The sequence below is a fragment of the Chloroflexus sp. MS-G genome, from assembly GCF_000735195.1.
Lineage (GTDB): Bacteria > Chloroflexota > Chloroflexia > Chloroflexales > Chloroflexaceae > Chloroflexus.
In genome coordinates this window covers 71,542-78,526 of record NZ_JPIM01000004.1, presented here as the reverse complement: position 1 = coordinate 78,526, position 6,985 = coordinate 71,542, and the positions used below count along the sequence as shown (strand labels likewise).

At 56.4% G+C, this 6,985-nt stretch carries 6 protein-coding genes; all 6 read right to left on the bottom strand.

Features of this window, described 5'->3' with window-relative positions; genetic code table 11:
• Positions 1 to 139: 139 nt before the first annotated feature.
• Positions 140 to 2,476, bottom strand: coding sequence for a lytic transglycosylase domain-containing protein (locus tag JE47_RS0101555; protein ID WP_031458077.1), 2,337 nt, complete (start codon positions 2,474 to 2,476; stop codon positions 140 to 142).
• A 175-nt stretch (positions 2,477 to 2,651) separates the two neighbouring features.
• Positions 2,652 to 3,689 (bottom strand): glycosyltransferase family 4 protein, encoded by a 1,038-nt coding sequence (locus JE47_RS0101550; RefSeq protein WP_031458076.1) that lies wholly within the window; start codon positions 3,687 to 3,689, stop codon positions 2,652 to 2,654.
• Positions 3,686 to 4,069, bottom strand: a complete 384-nt coding sequence (locus JE47_RS0101545) for a hypothetical protein (protein WP_031458075.1) — start codon at positions 4,067 to 4,069, stop codon at positions 3,686 to 3,688. Before JE47_RS0101545 ends, JE47_RS0101550 begins: the two co-directional genes overlap by 4 nt.
• Positions 4,066 to 4,974, bottom strand: coding sequence for an AAA family ATPase (locus tag JE47_RS0101540; RefSeq protein WP_028458457.1), 909 nt, complete (start codon positions 4,972 to 4,974; stop codon positions 4,066 to 4,068). Before JE47_RS0101540 ends, JE47_RS0101545 begins: the two co-directional genes overlap by 4 nt.
• 94 nt (positions 4,975 to 5,068) lie before the next feature.
• Entirely contained in the window at positions 5,069 to 5,737 is a 669-nt protein-coding gene (locus tag JE47_RS0101535; protein WP_031458074.1) for a TIGR04283 family arsenosugar biosynthesis glycosyltransferase, read from the bottom strand.
• 21 nt (positions 5,738 to 5,758) lie between these two features.
• Positions 5,759 to 6,865, bottom strand: a complete 1,107-nt coding sequence (locus JE47_RS0101530; RefSeq protein WP_031458073.1) for a TRM11 family SAM-dependent methyltransferase — start codon at positions 6,863 to 6,865, stop codon at positions 5,759 to 5,761.
• Positions 6,866 to 6,985 lie beyond the last annotated feature (120 nt).

Here is a 6,985-nt window from a genome sequence, read left to right as displayed (position 1 = left end):
GCGAAAGTGAGGATGCACCCTCCCCCTTCCTCTCCCGCAGTGCGGGAGAGGAAGGGGGCCGGGGGGTAGGTGAGGGGGGCCGTTCCCCGCACCATTCTAGAGATGCCATAAAGCCCAGGTTTTCGACCATGCTCTGAGATCATGAAGCGTATAATCCACGATACACACCGTAGAACGCATAGACCGCCCACACATAATGGCGTGTTTCGCTAAAATCAATTGTTTCGACAAACCGATCCGGGTCGGCAACAAGATTGCCACCAGCCCAGCGCTGCGCATTCCCTAAACCGCCATTGTATGCAGCCAGCGCACCGTGCAGACTGCCGCTCATGTCACCGATTCGCCGCCCAAGGTAGAAGGCGCCAAAGCGAATGCTGAGGTATGGTCGGTAGAGATCATCGAGGTCGAACTCACTGATACCGAGATTCTGAGCAATACCCCGACCGGTATCGGGCATGACCTGCGTCAGCCCACGTGCACCTACCCACGATGTTGCCCGTGGGTTAAACAGACTCTCCTGCCGGATAAGCGCATACAAGAGCAGTGGATCGACACTAAAACGACCGGCCTCACGTCGCACAATGGCAGCATACGGGGTTGGAAAACGGAGCCGCTGCAGGGCGAGTGGGAGAGGACCAGCCTCCGCAGGAGCCAGTCTGGCAATGCGTTCAGCGGCTAGCAACGCCGGATAGATCATCTTTTCCTGATAGGCATAGCGGGCCAGCTCTAACAGACTGATAGGTGTTTCGCCTGCCCGCCGCAGACCATCGAGCCATTCGCCCTGTGCTTCGCTGTACAATCCCACTTCACGCAATAGCCGTGCCCGTTCGGCCACACCGGCTAGCATTGGATCGGCTTCATCGTCTGACCAGTGCTGTATCCAGACGATAGCTGCACTCCAGTCATCATCGCTGATCGGTGCATCGATGGGTATCGTACCCACTGGTACTGCGTTCAGCTCTTCCGCCGCACGCGCCGCGTAGTAGCTCTCCGGAGCTGCCTGCAACACCTGTTGAAAGAGAGTAGTTGCCCCCTCTTGCCCCAATTGTCGGGCTACCCGACCGGCCCAGAAAGCCCCCAGCGCCTGACCGATCCCCTGTCCTCGTTCAGCCAGCATACGCCACAATTCACCAGCACCGGCAAGATCGCCACGGTCGAAGCGCTGCAAAGCCACACGATGCAAAGCCGCGATACCGAGAGTCGTGGTGGGGTACTGCTGAGCCAACGTGAGACGAATCGTTGTCGCTGCAACGTTGTCACCCAGCCGGTCGTACAACTGAGCAGCCCGGTCGAGCGCAACGGGTGCACGCGGATCATCCGGTCGCTCGCTAGCGTACTGTTGGTAGAGAGCGGCTGCCTCTGCCACGGCGCCACTTTGACCATAGGTTTGAATCCAGTCTAGCGCCGCCTGACGACCAGTATCGCTATCCGGTGCCTGGTCACGGGCTGCGGCCAGATCGCTCAGGGCGCCATTGAAATCACCCAGTGCCCGCCGGGCCAGCCCACGTTGACGGAGCGCTTCAGCCGGATTTTGCGCGTTTGCGATGGCCAGATCGAGCATGGCAATTACATCATTCCATCGCTCTACAGAACGGTACGCCTGAGCAGCAGCGAAGGGATCGAGCAACATATCACCAGTTGCCCGAAGTGCATCGACTACCGCTACCGTCTCTGGGCCGGCAAAAGCAGCTAGCGCCTCACGGCGAAGCGCATTGGCTCTGGTCACATCACCGGCGGCAGCATACAGATCGGCAGCTCGCACGAGAATGCGTGCCCGGTAATCAGACTGGCTGGCGAAGGAGAGGATTGCCTGTGCATACATGAGAGCCGTCTCTGATCGACCCTGATCGATAGCCAGCGCCATTGCCTGTTCGTAAGCGGCAGCCCGCTGCCCGGCAGCCAGCTCACCGTTTGCCGCTCGTACATAGCTTGCTTCGGCTTCAACAAGCCGATTCAATACTTTCAACTGCGCGGCCGCACGGATTGCCGCATACGGTGCCAGTGGTGTGTTCAACGCTTCGTATTGAGCATAGGTCGCAACTGCCGCCTCGTGCATCCCGGCAGCCTCGTGGGCACGCGCCGTTAGAAACAGGGCTGGTGCATACGTCGGCGTGGCTGGGTTTTGTAACAATGGTCGTAACACTTCCACGGTCGATGTCCAGCGGCCTCGATCAGCAAATGAACGGGCCAGGAGCAAACGAGCAGTATTCGTTTCAGGTGCACCTGGAAAGAGTTGTACCACCTGACTCAGCAGGTTCGCAGCCGTCTCGTCATCACCGATTTCAACCGCAGCCAACGCATCTTGCAGCAAGGCAGTGGCTGTTACCGGTGTCGGCATCGGTGTCGCCGGTAGGTCAACAGGCGTGACCGTCGGTGATGGTTGGGCTGTCAATGCAACGCAGGCCACGAGCGTGTAACAGCACAAGTAGATCGCGAGAAATGCGGTAAAACGACGATAGAATCGTATCTGTACCATACCCCTTTCCTTCTGTCTGAAGGCAGTATAGCACGTTGGTCAGTTCTACAGAGGGATGCAGTACAGCGGACGGAGGTGGCGAACGGTTGCCCACCCGCTACAGATGCGACAGCGGTTCGTGAGAGAGGGTAGTCGCTAGGCGCAGGCCGCAGCGATGTTCGGAAACGATTGGCTGTTATTCCGCCAATAAGGCCCTCACCACCCGATCCCACGTAATATCAGCAATTAGAGGATGACCGGCAGCACCCAGCCGCGCCGCAGTTGCTGGATCGCTGGCTAGCAGGTCAAGATGAGCGGCTATCGCTACCGGATCGGGCAGGGAAATAAGGCCATTTTCGTTATGGCGTACAAACTCTAACACACCGCCTGCATCGTCGGTTGTAATCACCGGACGACTGGCGCCAAACGCCTCGACCGTCGCAAAGCCATAGTCTTCATCAACCGGTGCGTAGTACACGGCACGGGCATGCGCGTAAAGGTCGATCAATTCATCATCAGACACAAAACCACGGAAGCAGACTCGTTCACCTAGCCCGTAGTCGGCAGCAAGACGTTGCAGGCGTTCACGGTCGGGGCCAGTACCAACAATGATGGCCCGTACTGCTGTGGAAGTGTGTGTCAGTGCAGCTAAGAGCAGGTCAATGCGTTTGGCTCGATCAAGGCGAGCGGGCGAAAGAATGTAATCGTCATACGACCCCGCCCACAAACGTCCGGCGTAGCGGCTCGGCGGGTAGAGTGGTGTGCTACTCAGACCGTTAAAACGTTCGAGCCGCCGACTCACATTGCGCGAGATCGTATAGCGAGCCCGACATTCACGCAAGGCGCGTTCATCAATCCGAAAGATTTGTTCACGAATAGCGCGATGGGATGGCGAACCATCAAAATCGCTCAACGGCGTACCGTACCAGTCGTAGGCCTGCCGATGCTGGTGTACCAGCCAGAGCACTTTGCGCGGATGGCGGATCAGGTACGAAGGGAACTTCGTGGCGATCACCAGATCCACCGCTTCGCCATTGACATGGCTGACATCGATCAAGCGCCAGGCAAGTGCACTATCGATGATACGTTCAACCGGATGCCACTGAAAGGGAAGAGCAACGACATCAACGGTATGTCCACGCTGCCGCAATTCGTCGCGCAGACTTTCAACCAGATATTCGGCGCCACCCCGTACAAACGGTACCTGTGTTGCACAAATGAGAATACGACTCATGATAAGGGGGGAGATTGCTGCATTTGTGCACGCAAAGCGGCCAATTCGGCGCGCAAAGCCGCATTCTCGGCTACCAGCAGGCGAATGGCACGGGTGGCCGTATCGTTAAAGGCGTTCTGTTGCTCAACAATCGGGTTAATATACCAGCGTAAATAGCGCCGCACGACCTTGTTCACAAAGGCTACGACCTGCTCAAACACATTGCGACCTTCGAGTGGCCAATGTGCACTAACCACTCGCGTATATTCCAGCTCTTCAACCACCCGCTGCAATTCACGCTCAGCCGGTGTTGGTTCGGCAGTCGGCAATGCCGCACGTCGGGCACGAACTTCATCCCGCAACGCAGCGAGCGTAGCGGCGACATCAATCTCGGTACTCATGAAACACCCACACTGGCCCGTTTGAGCAATTCATTCAGACGTTGCCCCCGCACCTGGGCAATGTCATCTTGATACTTCAAGATGGCTCCCAGTGTATCCTCCACTGCCTGCGGTGTCAACTCAGTTTGATCAAGCGCAACCAGCGCCGTCACCCAATCGAGCGTCTCGGCCACACCAGGCAGTTTGTAGAGATCCATGCGCCGCAGCTCCTGAACGACCAATACCACCTGGCGCGCCAACCGCTCACTGGCGCCGGGAACCCGCGCCTTGACGATCTGAATCTCTTTATCCAGAGTCGGATAATCCACCCAGTAGAAGAGGCAGCGTCGCTTCAACGCATCGTGCACTTCACGTGTACGGTTCGAGGTAATGATCACCGTCGGCGGTACCTCGGCCCGAATAGTTCCGATTTCTGGGATCGAGATTTGCCAATCGGAAAGCAATTCCAGCAAGAAGGCCTCGAACTCTTCGTCGGCGCGGTCGAGTTCATCAATCAGCAAAATTGGCGGTTGATCGCCGCGTGCCTCAATTGCCTGGAGCAGTGGACGCTTGATCAAAAACTCTGGGCCAAAAATACTCTGCTGGGCAGCGGTATTTTGCGCCGCTCCCTGCGCTTCTAACAGTCGAATCTGAAGCATCTGCCGGGCATAATTCCACTCATAAATGGTCGTATTGACGTCAAGCCCTTCGTAGCATTGCAAACGGATCAACTCGCGTCCCTGCATACGAGCCAGGGTCTTGGCAATCTCGGTTTTACCAACACCGGCTTCACCTTCGAGCAAAAGCGGTTTATTAAGCTTCAGGGCAAGAAAGATCGCGGTCGTTAAGGCACGGTCGGCAATATAGGCATGGGCTGCCAGTGCCGCTTGCAGTTCGTCAATCGACTGAAAAGAGGTATACGTCATAATCAAGCGCTCCACGGCATTATTGTTTCTATTTCATTGTACACCGACTCATCAATCCCGTGCTCAAAGGTCTTCAAGAGCGCCCTGCAACCTTTCATCGGTATTGGCGAGCAATCACATGGGGCGATACCCCGATCAGATATTGCCACCACAACCAGAAATCGTGCAGCAGCTGACGCACAATGCCATTCGTGCGGAAGCGACGCGCCGAGGTAACAACTTGCGCCGGTACAACATAAATGGGTGTTACCGCCCGTGCCCGACGAAAGAGTTCCACATCTTCAAAGAGTGGCCAGTCAGGAAACCCACCCAACGCGGTGAAGAGTTCGCGGCGGATCACCATACACTGATCGCCATAACTGGTGAGCAGCGAGTCAAACCACATGAACCGAGCGACCAGCGCCAGCAAGCAGTTGTTGTCGTCGAACGAAAGCCGAAATTTCGCAATCTGCACGTGTGGATCGGCAAATATGTGTGTAAGGAGCGTGAATGCCTGTGCCGGTAATCGGGTATCGGCATGCAAAAAAACGAAGATGTCACCGCTCGCAACAGCAGCTCCGGCATTAAGCTGTACACCACGTCCACGTGGTGCTGCGACGACCCGCGCTCCGCTTGCCTGCGCTAAGGCTGGCGTCTGATCTCGGCTACCACCATCGGCCACAATCACCTCAACGTCTGGATCGAGCTGACGTACCGCCTGGATACATGTGGTGATCTGATCAGCTTCGTTAAGCGTTGGAATAATTACACTATATCTGGTCATTGTCCCCCTCCACGACAACACTCAGCGCCGACACAGCAGAAAGATATATTCGTGCTTGAAGACATAGAAACCGCCTGCCAGTGCCCGATAGCGCCAGAGTTCCGCGCTCCCCCGCTTCCCCAGAGTGCTGGTAAAGTTCTTAACAATAATACTCTTCAGTCGAAAACCGCAAGCCTTAATCGCTTCCATCGCGTAAAAGCCGAGTGGATACCATTCCCCATGGCGGTAGATGTCACCAATCACCAACACCAGATAGCGCTCGTGGTCAAGGACAGTAGCTACCCGCCTGGTCAGGGATACCAATCGGTCGAGAAATGCTTCAATACTCGGTGCATTTGACAAATCGCGCGGGTCATCGCTAAAGCGAATAATGTCGTAGTACGGTGGATGCAGGAAGACCAGTTGCACACTCCGCGCCCCGTGGCGTGCGAGCAGATCGGCAAAATCAACGGTCAGGCTATCGCCCTGTTCAATCGCCGCCACCGTCGCGTGTGGGGTAGGCTCGGTAGCCAGTAATTCCTGCACATGCTGCACCATCGCCGGTTGCAATTCTACCCCCAATGCATGGCGACCGAGCCGCCGTGCTTCGATCAACGTTGTTCCTGATCCGGCAAATGGATCGAGGACCCATTCACCAGGTCGGGTGTAGCGCCGGATAAATTGATGAGGAATCTGAGGCACGAAATTGCCCCAGTAATCGGCACGATGCACTCCAGAGCTATCACGACGCTCGATCAGCCAGAGACTATCGGTCAGAATGTCATCATATTCTTTCCAGCGATGTAAATCGATGTCACTGGCTGGTGCAAAGCGCGGGCCATCGAGCGCACGTTGCAAGCGTTGGACATAATACCGTGCCCGCTCTAATGTTTGTGCCGTAGCAACCTGATCCAGCTCGGCCAGCAGCACCTCGGGTAAAAAGAGAACTGCCTGGCCATCAGGGGCATGGAGTGGATCGTTCGGATCGGCGAGCCGCTGACGAACGGTTGTCAGCCTGGCACGTAATTCAAGCAGATTTGACGCATCGAGAAGGAATGCTATCGCTGCTGTCAGCGCCGCCCGGTTGAGCTGCCATCGCGGCGAATCGGCATCCAACGGCGGCTGAGTCGAAGACGAACGTCTGGTCATGAACAGTATTCCTATCAGACAGAGCTTTTGTGAGAGGTAGTGTATCACAAAATGAGGCATATCTGCCACTTCCCGCTTACTTGCTGAGGGGGCACAGGCGCTCTCGTTTACTGCCCAATT

What these genes read in the sequence shown, in the direction of transcription:
- JE47_RS0101555 (WP_031458077.1), bottom strand. Translation starts at nt 2,476, where the DNA reads ATGGTACAGATACGATTCTATCGTCGTTTTACCGCATTTCTCGCGATC.
- JE47_RS0101550 (WP_031458076.1), bottom strand. Translation starts at nt 3,689, where the DNA reads ATGAGTCGTATTCTCATTTGTGCAACACAGGTACCGTTTGTACGGGGT.
- JE47_RS0101545 (WP_031458075.1), bottom strand. Translation starts at nt 4,069, where the DNA reads ATGAGTACCGAGATTGATGTCGCCGCTACGCTCGCTGCGTTGCGGGAT.
- JE47_RS0101540 (WP_028458457.1), bottom strand. Translation starts at nt 4,974, where the DNA reads ATGACGTATACCTCTTTTCAGTCGATTGACGAACTGCAAGCGGCACTG.
- JE47_RS0101535 (WP_031458074.1), bottom strand. Translation starts at nt 5,737, where the DNA reads ATGACCAGATATAGTGTAATTATTCCAACGCTTAACGAAGCTGATCAG.
- JE47_RS0101530 (WP_031458073.1), bottom strand. Translation starts at nt 6,865, where the DNA reads ATGACCAGACGTTCGTCTTCGACTCAGCCGCCGTTGGATGCCGATTCG.